Annotated in this window: 13 protein-coding genes and 1 other RNA gene; 8 read left to right on the top strand and 6 right to left on the bottom strand. The window is 33.4% G+C overall.

Annotated features, from left to right (window positions below; translation table 11 throughout):
- Positions 1 to 13 precede the first annotated feature (13 nt).
- Together EKM02_RS01390 and hmpA are read right to left on the bottom strand one after the other, a co-directional pair.
- Positions 14 to 439 carry an Rrf2 family transcriptional regulator gene (locus tag EKM02_RS01390; RefSeq protein ID WP_126451686.1) on the bottom strand — a complete coding sequence of 142 codons (426 nt, stop codon included), beginning with the start codon at positions 437 to 439 and terminating at the stop codon, positions 14 to 16.
- Between the two features lie 11 nt (positions 440 to 450).
- Positions 451 to 1,653: an NO-inducible flavohemoprotein gene (gene hmpA, locus EKM02_RS01385; RefSeq protein ID WP_126451685.1), complete on the bottom strand. Its 1,203-nt coding sequence runs from the start codon at positions 1,651 to 1,653 to the stop codon at positions 451 to 453.
- Between the two features lie 193 nt (positions 1,654 to 1,846).
- Between hmpA and EKM02_RS01380 the strand changes: the two genes are divergently transcribed.
- From EKM02_RS01380 to EKM02_RS01370, 3 genes are all read left to right on the top strand, one after another.
- On the top strand, positions 1,847 to 2,659 hold the full coding sequence (locus tag EKM02_RS01380) for a Cof-type HAD-IIB family hydrolase (protein ID WP_126451684.1): 813 nt from the start codon (positions 1,847 to 1,849) through the stop codon (positions 2,657 to 2,659).
- A gap of 49 nt (positions 2,660 to 2,708) precedes the next feature.
- Positions 2,709 to 5,057, top strand: a complete 2,349-nt coding sequence (locus tag EKM02_RS01375) for a S9 family peptidase (protein ID WP_126451683.1) — start codon at positions 2,709 to 2,711, stop codon at positions 5,055 to 5,057.
- 98 nt (positions 5,058 to 5,155) lie between these two features.
- The gene (locus EKM02_RS01370) at positions 5,156 to 6,109 is read left to right on the top strand and encodes a phosphoribosylaminoimidazolesuccinocarboxamide synthase (RefSeq protein ID WP_126451682.1); all 954 of its coding nucleotides are present in this window, start codon (positions 5,156 to 5,158) and stop codon (positions 6,107 to 6,109) included.
- Between the two features lie 158 nt (positions 6,110 to 6,267).
- On the opposite strand, the gene EKM02_RS01365 is transcribed toward EKM02_RS01370, so the two are convergent.
- Positions 6,268 to 7,356 carry a M42 family metallopeptidase gene (locus EKM02_RS01365; protein ID WP_126451681.1) on the bottom strand — a complete coding sequence of 363 codons (1,089 nt, stop codon included), beginning with the start codon at positions 7,354 to 7,356 and terminating at the stop codon, positions 6,268 to 6,270.
- 83 nt (positions 7,357 to 7,439) lie between these two features.
- Between EKM02_RS01365 and EKM02_RS01360 the strand changes: the two genes are divergently transcribed.
- From EKM02_RS01360 to EKM02_RS01345, 4 genes are all read left to right on the top strand, one after another.
- On the top strand, positions 7,440 to 8,108 hold the full coding sequence (locus EKM02_RS01360; RefSeq protein WP_126451680.1) for a DUF4294 domain-containing protein: 669 nt from the start codon (positions 7,440 to 7,442) through the stop codon (positions 8,106 to 8,108).
- A gap of 1,336 nt (positions 8,109 to 9,444) precedes the next feature.
- A complete protein-coding gene (locus tag EKM02_RS01355; protein WP_126451679.1) occupies positions 9,445 to 9,930 on the top strand; it encodes a SixA phosphatase family protein in 486 nt (161 codons plus the stop codon).
- Positions 9,927 to 12,002 carry a polyphosphate kinase 1 gene (gene ppk1 / locus EKM02_RS01350; RefSeq protein ID WP_126451678.1) on the top strand — a complete coding sequence of 692 codons (2,076 nt, stop codon included), beginning with the start codon at positions 9,927 to 9,929 and terminating at the stop codon, positions 12,000 to 12,002. Before EKM02_RS01355 ends, ppk1 begins: the two co-directional genes overlap by 4 nt.
- A gap of 81 nt (positions 12,003 to 12,083) precedes the next feature.
- Positions 12,084 to 12,974, top strand: coding sequence for a Ppx/GppA phosphatase family protein (locus EKM02_RS01345; RefSeq protein ID WP_126451677.1), 891 nt, complete (start codon positions 12,084 to 12,086; stop codon positions 12,972 to 12,974).
- Positions 12,975 to 12,997: 23 nt separating this feature from the next.
- Here EKM02_RS01345 and EKM02_RS01340 read toward each other — a convergent pair whose 3' ends face one another.
- The 3 genes from EKM02_RS01340 to EKM02_RS01330 all read right to left on the bottom strand — a co-directional run bounded on the left by EKM02_RS01340 (position 12,998) and on the right by EKM02_RS01330 (position 15,239).
- Positions 12,998 to 13,372 carry a DNA polymerase III gene (locus tag EKM02_RS01340; RefSeq protein WP_231507343.1) on the bottom strand — a complete coding sequence of 125 codons (375 nt, stop codon included), beginning with the start codon at positions 13,370 to 13,372 and terminating at the stop codon, positions 12,998 to 13,000.
- A 305-nt stretch (positions 13,373 to 13,677) separates the two neighbouring features.
- Positions 13,678 to 14,763, bottom strand: coding sequence for a DNA polymerase III subunit gamma/tau (dnaX, locus tag EKM02_RS01335; RefSeq protein WP_126451676.1), 1,086 nt, complete (start codon positions 14,761 to 14,763; stop codon positions 13,678 to 13,680).
- 167 nt (positions 14,764 to 14,930) lie between these two features.
- Positions 14,931 to 15,239, bottom strand: coding sequence for a hypothetical protein (locus EKM02_RS01330; RefSeq protein ID WP_126451675.1), 309 nt, complete (start codon positions 15,237 to 15,239; stop codon positions 14,931 to 14,933).
- Positions 15,240 to 15,360: 121 nt separating this feature from the next.
- Between EKM02_RS01330 and rnpB the strand changes: the two genes are divergently transcribed.
- Positions 15,361 to 15,692, top strand: an RNA gene (gene rnpB, locus EKM02_RS01325) — RNase P RNA component class A.
- Positions 15,693 to 15,709: the final 17 nt, after the last annotated feature.

The following is a 15,709-nucleotide window of genomic DNA, read 5'->3' as shown; positions in this document are numbered from 1 at the left end:
GTAATTTTTTTTATTAATCCTGAAACATAGCACTCCAATTCTTGAATTCTATATCAGAAAGTGTGTACTGATTTAAACTTTCAATAAAAGCTTGATAAGCGGTATTGAACAATGATTTTAGTTTGCAATCGTGTGATTGAAAGATGCAAGGTTTTGAATCGCAGTTGACGATGGGCGTATCGTCTTGTTCTAATAGGTGAATCAAATCGCCTAATTGAATTTCTCTTGCTTTTTCAGAAATCACTATTCCACCATTTTTTCCTCTTTTGGTGAGAATTAATTGATTTGCCGATAAAAATTGAACCACTTTTATAAGATGGTTTCGCGAGATTTTAAATGTAGTCGCTAAATCATCTAGAGAACTTTGTGGAGTATCTTTTTTTTGATTTAGATACATCAAAACGCGCATACTAAAATCGGTAAAGTGATTCAATTTCATATTAAAATTTACTAATTAAGGCTTAATAATTGAGGACCAAATTCTTCATACAGAATATTTTCTCTATTTACGCCAAGCGCAACCAAAGATTGATATTGAACTTTTATAAAAATAGCCGGTCCGCAAATATAATATTTTGCATCCTCAATAAGGATTTCTTCTTTTATTTGCTGCAAATCAATTCTTCCTTCGATAGCATTTGTCTCTGATTCGGGCAAAGTTTCATAAAAAACGAAAGAAGTTAACCACTCATTTTGGTTGTTTAATTCCTCGATAGTATCTTTAAACGCGTGAACATTTTCGTTGCGACAACTGTGAATCCAAACTGTTTTATTTTTTTGAAGTGAATTTTTATTGGTTTCAACCATACTCATCATAGGAGTAAGTCCAACACCGCCACTAACCAGTACTAAAGGATTTTTTGCGTCTGGATCTGCAAAAAACACCCCCGCTGGTGCACTAACTTCGATACTACCACCTTCCTTTTTGTTATGTAAAGCATTGGAAACAATACCATCGGGAGATGTGTTTTGACTAATTTCTTTTTTTACTGAAATTCTATAATATTCATTATTAGAATAAGACGACAGACTATATTGTCTAGGCTGTTTATGACCTAATTCAGGAATATAAGTACTCACAGATATATATTGACCCGGATAGAAATCAGCAATTTCTTTGTTGTCTTCTGGTTTAAGGTAAAATGAATTAATTTCGTCGCTTTCTTTTACAATTTTGGAGATTATGAAGTTTCTCCAGCCATTCCATCCTCCTTTTTTATTAATTGTTTTTTGGTACATTTCAGCTTCAATATTAATCATTATCTGAGCCAATTCATTGTAAGCACAGGTCCAGGCTTCAATTAATTCTACTGTTGCGAGATCACCTAATACTTCTTTTATCGATCCGATTAAATGGTTTCCAACAATATCATATTGCTCTGGTTGAATATTTAAACTTACATGTTTATTTCCAATTGATTTCAACGTATTGATCAAAACAGTAGGATTTTCTATGTTTTCAGCATAAGCAAGTACAGCTCCACTTAAAGCATTTTGTTGTTTTCCACTAGCTTGATTTGCCATGTTAAAAATGTTTTTCAACTCTGGATTATTGGATAACATTCTTTGGTAAAAATAGGTTATCAAATCATTTCCATTTGTTCTTAAAATTGGCACAGTTGCTTTTATTAATTCTTTTTGACTTGCATTCATGGTATTGAAATTTATTTTTTACAAAGATAGCAATCATTTTCTATTTGTTGTATTTTAAATACAACAAATAAAATAGCTATATTTATCAAAATATCGTCAAGAAAGGATAACCTAAACTTTTTATAAATTTTTGCGTTTCTCTTTAAAATTGAATAAATTTGGAAATATTAAAAATGATAGTGAAAACCGAAAGATGCTACAAGAAAAAATAAAAGTCGTAATAAGCGATTTAGACGGAACGTTACTCAACTCAGATCACAAAATATCCCAATACACCAAAACTGTTTTTCAAGAACTCCATAATCAAAATTACCTAATAATTATAGCAACTGGTCGTCATCATCTGGATGCAATGCCTATTGTAGCAGGATTGGATGTTCCTGTTTATTTAGTCACTTCAAATGGAGCACGGATACATTCTCCTGAAAAAGAGCTGATTTTTTCTTATAATATGGAAAGTGAGGCCGTTAAATCCGTCTTGTCCTTAGATATTGATCCTGAAATTACAACCGTATTATTCAGAGAAAATGTTTGGCAAACGAACAAGCACAATGAAAAATTAAATGAGTTTCAACCAGAAGTAAATTATCATCCAGAACTCGTTGATTTTGAAAACTTAGAGGATTTGAGTGCTATAAAAGTATTTTTTACGCACGATCGACATTCAAAATTAATCGAATTAAGAGATCAAATTTTAGAAAATCATACCGGACTTTTTAGCCATGCTTTTAGTCTTCCGCTTTGCCTGGAATTTATGGACAAATCCGTAGATAAAAGTGTTGCGATTGCCAGAATTTTGGAACTGGAAAATTTTGTTTTTCAGCAAGCACTATCTTTTGGTGATGGCTACAATGATGAAAAGATGCTTAATTCTTCCGGGAAAGGTTTAGTGATGGGGAATGCACCTGATAGTTTGAAAAATAAATTATCTCATTTAGAGGTAATTTTAACTAATGATAATGACGGAGTCGCCAAATATATAGCGCAGGAATTATTGAATAATTAATGTTTTTAACTAACCATATTTTCCCATTTTCAAAAAAAACTAAAACTAAATGAACAAAAAAATAATCTTCGTTATCTGTATCTTATTTTTCATAACAATTCAAAGTCAAACGCTAAAACTGGAAGAAATCATGAAAGGCAACACTTTTATTGGTGTTTCGCCTGAAAATGAAAGATGGTCTTTAGATGGTGAGAAAGTGTATTTTGATTGGAATCCAAACAATGAGTTGGGCACAAGTACTTATTTTTGGAAAAATGGATTAACAAAACCAGAATTAGCTTCTCCAGATGAAGCTGCTTTTTCAAAACTAGATTTTAAAAAAACAACTAATCCGGATTTATATTATTACATCGATAAGGGAAGATTATTTTCGTATGCTGTAAAAAGTAAAATCTCGAAAAAACTGTACCAACAAAGCAGTCCGATTGCTAATTTACAAATGGGTTCTGTACCAGGAGTGCTTTATTTCAGGCAAAATGAAAATCTTTTTCAGTTCAATACCAATGAAGGTTCTATCATTCAAATCACAAACTTTCGTAAAGGAAAATCAGATGAGAAAACCACTGAAAAAGAGTCTTTTTTGAAAAGCCAACAAGCAGAATTATTCCAATTTGTCAGAGATCAGGAAGCACTGAAAAAATGGAATTTGGCAAAATCAAAAACTACAAAATCTGATTTTCCAAAGCCTTATTATTATGGAAAAAATACCTTTGGAAGCTTAAAAGTGGATCCAAAAGGAAACTTTGCCACCTTCAGATTAATAGAAGATTCAGAACGTAAAAGTGAAAAAATGGAACTTTTCATAACTGCTGATGGCTACAACCAAATTGAAGATACAAAGGAGAAAGTTTCTGTAGATAATTTGTTGGCAACTAAATTTGGAGTCTATAACATTATTAAAGATTCTGTTTATTTCGTAAATTTTTCAACATTAAGTCATATTCAGGATGTTCCTAAGTATTTTGAATGGTATGAAAAATCAAAAACGACAGAAAAAAAGAATAAACTGATTGTAGTTCAGGAACCTGTTTACAATGAAAATGGTTCGTATGCAATTAGTGAAATAAGAAGCCAGGACAACAAAGATAGATGGATTGTCAGTTTAAATTTAGAGAAAGGAACTTTTCAGGAATTAGACCATCAACATGATGAAGCTTGGATTGGCGGGCCCGGAATTCCTTCTAATTCGTATGGAAGAGGAACGCTGGGATTTTTGGGAGACAATGAAACTGCTTATTTTCAATCCGAAGAAACTGGTTATTCGCATTTGTACAGCTATAATTTAAAATCAAAAAAGAAAACTCAACTGACTAAAGGAAATTGGGAAGTGCGCAACGTGAGTTTAGCAAAAGATAAAAAGTCTTTTTATTTAACCACAACGACTACGCATCCCGGAAACAGAAACTTTTATAAATTGGAATTTATAAATCCGGTTTTACAACCAATTTTGACTAAAGATGGTGCTCATGAAGTGAGTTTGTCTCCAGACGAAAGCAAATTATTGGTTCGTTACTCGTATAAAAATAAACCTTGGGAATTGTATGTAGCGCCTAATAAAAAGAATACAAGCTTAAATCAGATAACGGCTTCAACATCGGAAAGTTTCAAAGGATATTCTTGGCGTGAACCGGAAGTGATTACTTTCAAAGCGCAGGATGGAACTCCCGTAAATGCGAGATTGTATAAGCCGCAAACTGCCAATGCGAATAAAGCAGCTATCTTGTTTGTTCATGGTGCCGGTTATTTGCAAAACGCCCATAACTATTGGAGTAACTACCACAGAGAATACATGTTTCATAATTTATTGGTCGATTTAGGCTATACTGTTTTAGATATTGATTATCGAGGCAGCGATGGATATGGGCGTGATTTTAGAACAGGAATTTACCGTTTTATGGGCGGGAAGGACTTAACAGATCAAATTGACGGAAAGAAATACCTAGTTGAAAATCATGGAATCGATGCGACAAGAGTTGGGATTTATGGCGGTTCTTACGGCGGTTTCATCACGTTGATGGGAATGTTGACTACGCCTAAAGAGTTTGCTTCTGGAGCTGCATTGCGTTCCGTTACAGATTGGGCGCATTACAATCATGGTTATACTGGAAATATTCTTAATTTTCCAGAAACGGATCCGGATGCTTACAAAAAAAGTTCTCCAATCTATTTTGCAGATAATTTAGAAGGAGATTTATTGATGCTTCACGGAATGGTAGATGATAATGTAGAGTACAAAGATATTGTTCGTTTGTCTCAGCGTTTTATCGAATTAGGGAAGAAAAAATGGAGTTTATCCAGTTTTCCAGTGGAGGCACATGGTTTTAAAGAAACCTATTCTTGGGTTGACGAATACGGCCGAATCTTAAACTTATTCAACGATACGTTGCTTAAAAAATAATTTTAGAGATAAAAGTTAAATTTATGAGTTCGCTTCTTTGCAAAACTCTATGAAATAGTTTTAAATTTGCAAGAACAAAAACACACACAACTAGTATAATGAGCAACACCATCACAACTACTGATTTTAATTTTCCAAACCAGCAATCTGTTTACCGCGGTAAAGTAAGAGAAGTATATAATATCAATGATGAACTTTTGGTAATGGTAGCTACGGATCGGCTTTCGGCTTTTGATGTAGTTTTGCCAAAAGGAATTCCATATAAAGGTCAGATTCTAAACCAAATTGCTACTAAATTCATGGAGCTGACTCAGGATATTGTGCCTAACTGGTTAATTGCAACTCCTGATCCTAATGTGGCGGTAGGGCATTTATGCGTCCCTTTTAAAGTAGAAATGGTCATTCGGGGCTATCTTTCTGGTCATGCTGCCAGAGAATATGCTCTTGGAAAAAGAGAAATTTGCGGAGTTTCAATGCCTGACTATTTGAAAGAAAATGATAAATTCCCGGAACCTATTATTACTCCGACTACCAAAGCGGATAATGGCGAACATGACGCTGATATTTCTCGTGAGGATATTTTATCGAAAGGAATTGTTTCTGAAGAAGATTATTTGGTTTTAGAGAAATTCACGAGAGATTTGTTTCAAAGGGGAACTGAAATTGCAGCCAGTCGTGGTTTGATTTTGGTTGACACCAAATATGAATTTGGAAAAACCAAAGAAGGGGTAATTGTCTTGATTGACGAAATTCATACGCCGGATTCTTCTCGTTATTTTTATGCTGAAGGATATCAGGAACGCCAAAACAACGGTGAGGAACAAAAACAATTATCGAAAGAGTTTGTTCGTCGCTGGTTAATCGAAAATGGTTTTCAAGGATTAGAAGGACAACAAATTCCTGATATGACGGATGAATACATTCAAACCGTTTCTGAAAGATATATTGAATTATATGAAAATATCTTAGGAGAGAAATTTGTAAAAGCAGACATCAGTAATATTGATGAACGAATCGAGAAAAATGTTTTGGAATATCTAGCCAATAGATAATTATTTTAATAAAAGTAAAATAGAAAACCGCAATTCATAATTTTGAATTGCGGTTTTTTAGCCCCGATAAAAAGGAAAAGATTACTTCACTATACTTTTATTTTTATTTGAGTTCAGTGAATTTCATTTAAAACGGATAGCGGGATTAGCTCCTAAAACTATTTAAAATAAGAGAATGTTTCTTCGTTTTCTAACTTCAATAAGGTTTCATAAATTAATTTAATTACATTTTCAACATCGTCACGATGCACCATTTCAACCGTGGTGTGCATATATCGCAACGGCAACGATATTAATGCAGAAGCTACGCCGCCATTACTATACGCAAAAGCATCGGTATCAGTACCCGTAACACGAGATGAAGCTAATCTTTGGAACGGAATTTCGTTTGCCATGGCGGTTTCTAAAATTAATTCTCTCAAATTATTTTGAACAGCAGGAGCGTAAGTAACTACAGGACCTTTACCAATTTTTGTATCTCCTTCAATTTTCTTTTCAATCATTGGAGTAGTAGAGTCATGACAAACATCGGTTACGATCGCTACGTTTGGTTTGATGGTTTTGGTAATCATTTCGGCACCGCGAAGCCCTACTTCTTCCTGAACTGAATTCGTAATATACAATCCAAAAGGAAGTTTTATTTTGTTTTCGTGTAGCAAACGAGCCACTTCGGCAATCATAAACCCACCCATACGGTTATCAATGGCGCGACAAACAAATTTATTTTCGTTCAAAATCATGAATTCATCAGGATAGGTAATCACGCAGCCTACATGAACCCCCATTTTATCTACTTGCTCTTTTGTTTCACAGCCGATATCAATAAATAGATTGTCTACTTTAACCACTTCTTCTTTTCCTCGATTGCGGGTATGAATCGCTGGCCAGCCAAAAACACCTTTTACAATTCCTGTTTTAGTATGAATATTGACGCGTTTTGAAGGGGCTATTTGGTGATCGGAACCACCATTTCTGATCACGTAGATTAATCCATCGTCTGTAATGTAATTTACGTACCATGAAATTTCATCCGCATGACCTTCAATTACTACTTTATAAGGTGCATCAGGATTTATAATTCCTACCGCTGTGCCGTAAGTATCTGTTATAAAAGTATCAACGTAAGGTTTTAAATAATCCATCCATAATTTTTGTCCACCACTTTCATAACCGGTAGGCGAGGCATTATTTAGATAGTTTTCTAAAAACTCAAGTGACGACTTGTTTAATATTGATTTTGTGCTCATAAAATTATTTTTTTGCTAAATTATAAATTTGGCATTACAGTTGCGTATATAATGTATAATTTTGGCAATTAAACTTTCCTAATATGAAGCTAATTAAATTTTTGTTGTTTTTTCTATTGATAACTTTGTCTGTTAATGCACAGGTAATACCGCAGGATACTACAAAAATGGGGCATGAGTTAGAAGATGACGAATTGATTCTTAATGACACCATTCAATTACCAGAAATAATAATTTATAAGGGAAAAATGGATCCTGAAGCAAGAAAGCAATTTTTATTACTTCAAAGTCGGGTTTATAAAACGTATCCTTATGCAAAATTAGCTTCGGAGCGATTGACGATTCTTAATAAAGGAATGGCAAACCTTAAAACAAATAAGGAGAAAAAAAAATACTTTAAGATAGTAGAAAGTTATTTGAGTGAGGAGTTCGAAGCTAAACTTAAAAAGCTATCTCGTAAACAAGGTCAAATATTGGTAAAGTTAATTCACCGTCAAACAGGCACTACCACTTATGAGTTAGTAAAAAACCTTAAAAGTGGCTGGAAAGCTTTTTGGTCCAATACTGCAGCAAGCATGTTTGACATTAATCTAAAAACAAAATACGAACCCTACTATGTCAACGAGGATTATTTAATAGAAACTATACTAGTACGAGGATTTGATTCAGGAAGATTACAAAATCAAACTCCGGCACAGCCTATTAATTATGACAGCTTGAACGATGCTTGGGTTAGCAGGGCAATTAAATAATACCATCGTTTTCTGTTCCTATTTCTATAAAGATAATGTTGCAGCATAATTAGCACGCGAACACGAAATTATTAAAATAACACCCACAAAAAAATAAATTTTGTCCTAAATAATATTGATCATCAAATCAAAAATGCGACGGAAGTGGTTCAATTAGCGAGAAAAACTTTTTATAATTAAATACATCAGTGTTCCATTCAAGCATTTAAAGAAAGAAAATTCAATTATATTGTCAGCAGTGTAGGCGCTATTGTGATATTTTTTTTATAAATTAGTATTAAGTACATGACAAAAAAACCACAGAGACTGTATTTTATTGACTTAAAACCATTCAAAAGAAATTATGACAAATAATCTTATCTGTATTTAAACGCACTTGCTGTTCTTCTATCGTTTTTTTTTGGATGTTCTTATCTAAATACTCACCAATTTTATAACTATACAAAAGCAATCATCGTTTGGAAAAAGAGTTTTTCTAATCTTTCTAAATCGGTTACATGAGTGTCTTCTATATTAAATCCACTGTCTTTTTAATCCTCTAAAAAGTGTTTTGATTTGCAAGCGTTGTCGATAATATATCAGTGCTTGTTCAGGTTTAATGAATGAAACTATAATTAAAAACTACCTATTTTCCATCTCTGCCAATTTTTTTATTTCCAGAGAGATAACATTGTTGTCCATGCAATTCTACTATTTTTGGATCGTGATAAAACTCTCCGAATTTCAAATTAATAAAGAACCAAAATGCTTTTATTTCTCCCTGTTTTTTGAAAGAATAAATTTTGAAATTATTTCTAATTTCGATGTAATCTCTAATATTTTCGTTGTTCAAAAATCCATCCATTTGCTACCAACAAATTATAAGCAGTAAACACTTTTTTTCCAAACCACTCGATATATTTCTTAATCAAATAATTCGCTCTTCTGTGCCTAAATTCCTTGCTTTGTCTAACATTTTGAACAGTAACGGAAAAGCTACGTTTTTATAACTGAAACCAAGCGTTAGTCTATTGATATTTTTCGATCCAAACTTCCAATTAGCTCTATCCCAAACTAGCATCAAGTCGTCTGTGATAGACAGTAAAATATTTTTGTTAAGTACTAAAATTTTTGTTAATAACTTAACGATCAATTTACTGGTAAACTTATTAACGACAACTTGTTTTGTAGACTGTCTACTAAAAATATTTTACCTACCAAAAAGTTACTCATTGATGCTTTTTTGATATAAATAGCATAGATTTTAACAAAATTATTTAAATAATAGACTTAGTTTTTGTAAATTGTTTTGATTATGTGATTTCTTATGTTTAGAGACCCCAAATTATTTTACATTATGAAAAATTTAATTATTGTACGTCATGCAAAATCAAGTTGGGAGGCACCGTTACACGATAAGGATCGTGCTTTAACGAAGAGGGGCATACAAGATGCGCATCTAGTATCTTCGGATATAATTCATTTTATGCCTAAAACATATCTAATTTGGTCGAGCACTGCCAAAAGAGCAACAGACACTGCGTTAATTTTTGCTCAAAATTTTGCCTATCCCATTGAATGTATCGTTTACAAAGACGACCTTTATACCTTTGATGAAAAGAAGCTTGAGGAAGCTATTAAATCCTGCAGTAACAGTTTCGAAAATATTATTCTTTTTGGACACAACGAGGCAGTTACAAATTTTGTTAATAAATTTGGGAATGTTTTCGTTGAAAACATTCCGACAACCGGATTTGTATCCTTAGAATTTGATACCGATGATTGGAAAAAATTAAAAAAAGGTAAAATTAAAAAAATTATATTCCCCAAAGATTTAAGATGAATAAAGTAGTAGCACACAAATATATTGATAGAGAAAAAAGTTGGTTGGCATTCAATGCTAGAGTGCTTCAGGAAGCTGGAGATAATTCAGTTCCATTACTAGACAGATTGCGGTTTTTAGGTATTTTTTCAAATAATTTAGATGAGTTTTTTAGAGTTCGTTTTGCCGCCATCAGACGATTAAGTTTAACAGGGATAACCGGAGAAAAATATCTTGGGGGTATTTCCGCACAACAATTAGTCAAAGATATCACTGAAATTGTTATCCAGCAGCAATCCGAAAGTTTGCGAATTTTGAGTGTAATTGAATCGGAACTCGAGAAAAAAAATATATTTATCATTACTGAAAATGATATCTCCACACAACAAGAAATTTTTTTGAAGGACTTTTTTATCCAAAAATTAAGTCCTGAATTAGTCACTATTATATTAAATGATTTAGCAGAATTTCCATTGCTAAAAGACACATCCGGCTACCTGGCAGTCAAATTGGTGATGAATCACACCTCAGAGATTCGCTATGCAGTTATCGAAATCCCTAAAACAATTAACCGTTTTGTCGTTTTGCCCTCTGATAATGAAAAACAATATGTAATTCTTATTGATGACGTGATTCGACATAATTTAAGCAGCATTTTTAATATTTTTGATTATAAAAGTGTTTCGGCACATATGATCAAAATTACCAGAGATGCGCAATTGGATATCGATAGTGACTTAAGTAAAAGTATGATCGAAAAGATATCCTTGAGTGTAAAAGACCGAAGAATTGGAGAACCGGTTCGCTTTATTTACGACCAATTGATTGAAAAAGATACCTTGCAGTTTTTTCTTGATGAAATGAAAATTGAATCAACAGATAGTATTATTCCAGGAGGGCGATATCATAACAGAAGGGATTATATGAATTTTCCTAATCTTGGGCGATTTGATTTATTGTACAAAACAAATGATCCTTTACCCATTCCTGGGCTAAGTCTCGAAGGAAGTATCTTAGAAAAAATTAGCCAAAGAGATTATTTATTAAACGCTCCTTATCAGTCTTTCTCTTATTTGACACGATTTTTGCGTGAAGCGGCATTGGACCCAAAAGTGACTTCGATTAAAATCACATTATATCGTTTAGCTAAAAATTCTCAAATTATTAGCTCTCTGATTAATGCTGCTAAAAATGGAAAAAAAGTAACGGTTCAAATCGAATTACAAGCCCGTTTCGATGAAGCTTCAAATATTTCCTACGCTGAACAAATGCAATTAGAAGGTATTGAACTTATTTTTGGAATAAAAGGGCTAAAAGTCCACAGTAAAATATGTGTTATCGAAAGAAATGAAAATGATAAGATAAAACGATATGGTTTTATTTCAACAGGAAATTTCAACGAATCTACCGCCAAGGTCTATACTGACGTGACTCTTTTTACCAGTCACCAACAAATATTGAAAGATATCATGAGGATTTTTGAGTTTTTTGACATTAACTACAGGGTGAATCGTTACAAACATTTGATTGTTTCGCCTCACTACACAAGAACCCGATTTGTAAAATTAATAGACCGTGAAATTACACATGCATTAGCCGGGAGGAAAACACATATAAAACTAAAAATGAATAGTTTGTCTGATTTTGAGATGATTGATAAGTTATATGAAGCCAGCAGGGCTGGAGTAAAAATTCAACTTGAAGTGAGAGGAATTTGTTCCTTGATACCCGGTATTGTCGGAATGAGCGATAACATAGAGGCCATAAGCATTGTGGATAATTATTTAGAACATTCTAGAGTTTATATTTTTGGAAATGCTGGTCAAACCGAAGTTTATATTTCATCCGCGGATTTCATGACTAGAAACTTAGATGACCGTGTCGAAGTAACCTGTCCCATTTATGATCAGGAAATAAAAAATGAATTAATCGATAATTTTGATATCGGATGGAAAGGAAATGTAAAAGCGCGTTTTCATTCCTATAAATTAGATAATAAATACAGAGGACGAAATCATAATCCTATTTTTAGGGCACAATTAGAGACCTATAAGTATTACCAAAATAAGTTAGAATTAGCATCCAGAAAATAAGTAGTGTCATCACGAGTGTCATTTGTTTGATACATTAAATCGAATAATGATCTTTTATAAGGAATAACGAATCCAAGCAAAATGATTAAAATAAAAAAATATGCAGCAATCGATATTGGATCTAATGCAATGCGGTTGCTGATTACAAATATAGTAGAACAAGAAGGCAAAGAACCACAGTTTAATAAAAGTTCCTTAGTTCGTGTTCCTATTCGTCTTGGGCAAGATGCTTTCACCGTTGGTGAAATTTCAGAAGAAAATATTGAAAGAATGTGTGATGCTATGAAGGCATTTAATCTCCTGATGAAAGTTCACAAAGTAGAATCCTACAAGGCTTTTGCTACTTCAGCCATGCGCGAAGCCTATAACGGTAAGGAAGTTGTGGCAATAATAAAGAAAAAAGCCGATATAAAAATTGAAATTATTGATGGCAAAAAAGAAGCAGCCATAATTGCTTCTACTGATTTACATCATTTATTAAAGACGGATCAAACCTATCTTTTTGTAGATGTTGGTGGGGGAAGCACCGAGTTTACATTGTTTTCGAATGGAAAAATGAAAAATTCAAGATCATTCAAAGCCGGAACCGTACGTTTATTAAATGACATGGTTTGCGATGTAGTCTGGGATGAAATAGAAAAATGGATTAAAACAAATACGCAGGAATTCGATGAAGTTACTTTAATAGGTTCTGGCGGAAACATTAATAAGCTTTTTAAAATGTCCGGAAAAATACAAGAAAAGCCCTTATCGTATATTTATATGAATTCACAATACGCTTTCCTGAATTCCCTTAGTTATGAGCAAAGAATATCTGAGTTGGGATTAAATCCGGATCGTGCCGATGTAATTATTCCTGCAACAAGAATATATCTGAATGCTATGAAATGGAGTGGTGCCAGAAATATTTATGTTCCTAAAATTGGACTTTCAGATGGTATTGTAAAAGCCATGTACTACAATAAAATTTAAGTTTCCAATCTAAATTATGTGTATTATGCATCTAAATCTAATCCAAATGTTGTTCGTAACAGATCAATATTTGGATTTATTTCATGAAGTCTGTTGTAACGGTCTTGGTCATTAAAATTTTTTCTGCTTTGAATACTTTCATTTACAATCACTTCAATTGTAATGTCGTGATTGTGTAAATGCCCTTTTAAATATCCCAAAAGCCCATTTAATTCTTTTTCAAAATCAAGTTTTGATCCTTCATTGGGCAACTCAATTGTGATGGCAGTTCCACTTAATACCGGATCATTAATGAGCAGGAGTGATTCCATAATTCGAAACCCTTTCTCTCCTAAGCGTTGTGCATATTTATTCCAATACAGCAACATTTCAGTCTCACTAAAAGTTTCTGTAGGCAAATTAAGAACTTCTTTTATTATTCCTTTATTGCTTTCTTCTAAAGCTTTTTTTGCCCGAATACTGGATAACGAAAAAGCTGAAATCTTAGGCTCGTTTCCTGATGGGTTATGGGTTATGGGTTTTGGGTTTTGGGTTTCAGGTTGAACAACTTCAAGTTTAAACTCTTCGGCTGAGTTCTGGGAAACAGTTTCAGATTTGGAAACTGGAACTTGATTTTTGACATTGCCATTTTCATTGCTATTGTCATTGTTTTTTTGAATTTCTACTATAGCGTAATCATTCTTCCTGTAATAAGTAGGTGGAATTATAAATTGGTCAACTTTTTTTTTTCTCCATCAAAAGTGATAGAGGCCAGTTGCATAAGGCAAAGCTCAACAAGAAGTCGTTGATTTTGACTCAGTTTGTACTTTAAATCACAATCATTTGCTATTTCGATTCCTTTCAAGAGAAAATCTTGACTGCAATTTTGTGATTGCACGCCATACATTTGTTGTGCTTGTTCTCCAACTTCTAATAAAGATAAAGTTGCAGGTGTTTTAGAAACCAGTAAATCTCTAAAATGAGAGGCTAATCCGGATACAAAATGGTGTGCATCAAATCCTTTGGCAAGAATTTCGTTGAAAGCGATTAATAATTCCGGAATTTTGTTTTCCAAAATCAAATCTGTTACATTAATATAGGTTTCGTAATCCAACACATTCAAGTTTTCCGTAACGGCCTGACGTGTCAACTCTTTTCCACAAAAAGAAACTACTCGGTCAAAAATAGACAACGCATCTCGCATGGCACCATCAGCTTTTTGAGCAATGATATGCAAAGCGTCATCTTCAAAATTTACACCTTGACTGGCAGCAACTTCAGCAAGATGTTCTTTGGCATCCTTTACGGTAATTCTTTTGAAATCAAATATCTGACAACGAGAAAGTATCGTTGGAATAATTTTATGTTTTTCGGTCGTAGCCAAAATAAAAATGGCGTGTTTTGGCGGTTCTTCCAATGTTTTCAAGAAAGCATTAAAAGCTGCCGAAGACAACATGTGAACCTCATCAATAATATACACTTTGTATTGTCCCGTTTGTGGCGGGATCCGAACTTGGTCAATCAAATTACGGATATCATCAACAGAGTTGTTTGATGCAGCATCTAATTCGAAAACATTAAAGGCAAAATCTTCATTTGGATCATCGTATCCGGGCTGATTTATTTTTCGAGCCAAAATACGAGCGCATGTCGTTTTGCCAACGCCACGAGGCCCTGTGAATAATAGGGCAGAAGCCAAGTGATTGCTTTCTATGGCATTCAATAAAGTATTGGTAATGGCTTTTTGTCCTACAACATCTTTAAATGTTTGAGGACGATATTTACGGGCCGATACTACAAATTGTTCCATAGAATTTTATTCGAAAGCAAATATAGGTTTTAATTTAAAGATGGAAAAATTTAAGTATTGAAAGATTTTATAATTTTTCAAATGGTTTTTATTTCCCAAATTCCCTAGCCCAGATAGAAGAGAAAATCAGATTTTTAAGTGTTTTTTTTAACGATATTATGTGTTACCTAAAGTTTGGATTGTCCACCGGTTTCGATGCATAATTTTTCTAAAACAATTGCTGCGTCATTATTTGAATTTGCCGAAAAACCAGCTACAAAAACTCCTTTTTTACCAGAATCAGAGCTGATTCCATATACTACAGATTCTTCGCCAGGATCAGTATCCCCTTCGTAGCGGTAGACATGATTTACTGCAAATTTATGTGGATTAGATTTAATATCATCTTGATGAATATTAAAATCATAAGTAAAACCTTTTTCTTTTAGATCTTCTAAGGCTTCTATTACGGTGGTATAATGGTACGTTGGTTTCATGATTAATGAAAGATTTATTGTTACTTATAAAGGTAACTAATTTGTTGTTAGGTCATTGCGAAAAGGATGTTAAAGTAAATAATCTAAAATGGCGATACATGAAAAAATATTGTAATTTTGCACCGCAGACCGCCTTATCGCTGTTTTGAGCAATCAAAAGAGAGGAAAGTCCGGACACCAAAAAGAAGCATAGCGGGTAACACCCGTCGGTTCAAGTAATTGGATTAGGACAAGTGCAACAGAAAGTATGTACAGATAATGCTGTAGTGAAACCAGGTAAACTCTATGCGGTGAAATATCAAGTATATCAGCATTTAAGGGCTTCTCGTCCGTTGTTGAAGGGTAGATAGCTTGAGTCACGCAGTAATGCGGGATCTAGATAAATGATAAGGCTCCGACCCGATAGCTATCGGGATTAGGAGACAGAATCCGGCTTATAGGTCTGCATTTTTTTTATTAAAAGATTTAAT

It is taken from the genome of Flavobacterium sp. RSP49 (assembly GCF_003968735.1).
Lineage (GTDB): Bacteria > Bacteroidota > Bacteroidia > Flavobacteriales > Flavobacteriaceae > Flavobacterium.
This window is presented reverse-complemented; position numbering and strand designations above follow the sequence as displayed.

Coding starts and splice junctions, on each gene's coding strand:
- EKM02_RS01390 (WP_126451686.1), bottom strand. CDS start 439: ATGAAATTGAATCACTTTACCGATTTTAGTATGCGCGTTTTGATGTAT.
- hmpA (WP_126451685.1), bottom strand. CDS start 1,653: ATGAATGCAAGTCAAAAAGAATTAATAAAAGCAACTGTGCCAATTTTA.
- EKM02_RS01380 (WP_126451684.1), top strand. CDS start 1,847: ATGCTACAAGAAAAAATAAAAGTCGTAATAAGCGATTTAGACGGAACG.
- EKM02_RS01375 (WP_126451683.1), top strand. CDS start 2,709: ATGAACAAAAAAATAATCTTCGTTATCTGTATCTTATTTTTCATAACA.
- EKM02_RS01370 (WP_126451682.1), top strand. CDS start 5,156: ATGAGCAACACCATCACAACTACTGATTTTAATTTTCCAAACCAGCAA.
- EKM02_RS01365 (WP_126451681.1), bottom strand. CDS start 7,356: ATGAGCACAAAATCAATATTAAACAAGTCGTCACTTGAGTTTTTAGAA.
- EKM02_RS01360 (WP_126451680.1), top strand. CDS start 7,440: ATGAAGCTAATTAAATTTTTGTTGTTTTTTCTATTGATAACTTTGTCT.
- EKM02_RS01355 (WP_126451679.1), top strand. CDS start 9,445: ATGAAAAATTTAATTATTGTACGTCATGCAAAATCAAGTTGGGAGGCA.
- ppk1 (WP_126451678.1), top strand. CDS start 9,927: ATGAATAAAGTAGTAGCACACAAATATATTGATAGAGAAAAAAGTTGG.
- EKM02_RS01345 (WP_126451677.1), top strand. CDS start 12,084: ATGATTAAAATAAAAAAATATGCAGCAATCGATATTGGATCTAATGCA.
- dnaX (WP_126451676.1), bottom strand. CDS start 14,763: ATGGAACAATTTGTAGTATCGGCCCGTAAATATCGTCCTCAAACATTT.
- EKM02_RS01330 (WP_126451675.1), bottom strand. CDS start 15,239: ATGAAACCAACGTACCATTATACCACCGTAATAGAAGCCTTAGAAGAT.